The sequence below is a fragment of the Clostridiales bacterium genome, from assembly GCA_017961515.1.
Taxonomy (GTDB): domain Bacteria; phylum Bacillota; class Clostridia; order Acetivibrionales; family RGIG10202; genus RGIG10202.
Window position 1 is genome coordinate 1 of the sequence record JAGCXC010000011.1, and the last position, 1,687, is coordinate 1,687.

The following is a 1,687-nucleotide window of genomic DNA, read 5'->3' on the forward strand; positions in this document are numbered from 1 at the left end:
ATAAGTCTGAATTTATAGATAAACTAAACCAAAACATAAATGTATATGATAGATTTATATGTATAACTCGTCCAACTCGTTTTGGCAAGAGCCTAAACGCAATAATGCTTGCAAGTTATTATACTAAAAATTTGGATTCTAAGAATGTATTTGATAATCTAAATATTGCTAAATGTGAGTCTTATGAAAAGCATCTTAACAAGCACAATGTAATATATATGTCTTTTAATACTGGTTCGAATGTTTTTGAATCTTATAAAGAATATAAAAATTATTTCATAGATAGATTAACTTCTGATATTAAAGAATATTGTCCTGATGTCAGGCCAGGCGATTTGTTACATGAGATGTTAGATTTTGCATACAAAAAAACAGGTCAAGGCTTTATCTTCATTATTGATGAATGGGATTATATATTTACTAACAAAAAATATACATCAGAGGATAGAACAAATTTTTCTGAGTTCTTAACTGGGTTGCTAAAAGGTCAGCCTTATGTTGAATTAGCATATATGACTGGTGTATTACCTATTGCAAAATATTTTAGTGGATCCACTATCAACATGTTTAGAGAATATAATGCACTATATGATCCTTTTTATGAAAGTTATTTTGGATTTACACAACAAGAGGTTGAAACTTTGTGTAAAAAACAAGACAAGGTTTCATTAGAACAATTACAAGAATGGTATAATGGATATAGAACAAGAAGTGGCGAGCGAGTATATAATCCAATGTCAGTTTACTATGCTCTTTCTGATGGGGAATGTCAAAATTATTGGGGAGATTCTGTGTCTTCACTAGAGTTAGCAGGATATGTACAAAATGATATACATAATATAAGAAGAGATATTATAAAAATGATGGCAGGTCAATCTTTGGAAGTATATCTTCCTAAATATACAACTGAGAGTCCTGAGCTTGTTTCAAAAGAAAAGATATTATCACTTATGGTTGTTAATGGTTATTTGACATATCACAAAGGCTTTGTTTCTATACCTAATAAAGAGGTTATGAAAAAGTTTGAAACTTTGTTACTAAATCCTGTTATGGGGAACCTTACTAAAATATTAGAACAATCTAGAGACCTACTTAAGGCTACAATAAATATGGATGCAGATAAAGTAGCATCTATTATAGACGATGTACACAACAAAAATACATCTTATTTTGAATATAGTGATGAAAATTCGCTAGCGTGCATAATATCAATTGCATACATTGCAGCACGTGACAAATATATAATAAAAAGAGAAGATATTGGGGGAAAAGGCAGAACAGATTTTACATTCTATCCGCTATATCCAACTGATACTGCCTTTATAATAGAATTAAAAACAGATGGTAGTAGTGCCGAAAATGCCATCCAACAAATTAAGTCTAGAGATTATGAATCTTCTATAGATTCGTACTTTGGCAAAAAACTTGCTGTTGGCATAGTGTATGACAAAGATAGCAAAGATAAAAAGCATAAGGCAATTATAGAAGAAATATAGGGAATGATTAATCAAGATTTTCGAGATTAAATTTATCTCAACATATGCGTATGTCAATACGAGCTTGCGAGTATTGCTGCGCCGGATTTGTGTACCCGGCAGGGTACAACTTACCATTCAAATCCGTGTGCATCCTAAAGGACGCGTTAAATTTACGTCGGAGCTTGAACTCTCGTCTTCATTATAAATAT

1 protein-coding gene is annotated in these 1,687 nt (G+C 31.2%); it reads left to right on the plus strand.

Annotated elements, in window-relative coordinates:
• Window positions 1-1,496, plus strand: a 1,496-nt coding sequence (locus J6Y29_00430; GenBank protein ID MBP5426358.1) for an AAA family ATPase, incomplete at its 5' end; no start/stop codon positions are given.
• Between the last annotated feature and the right edge of the window lie 191 nt (window positions 1,497-1,687).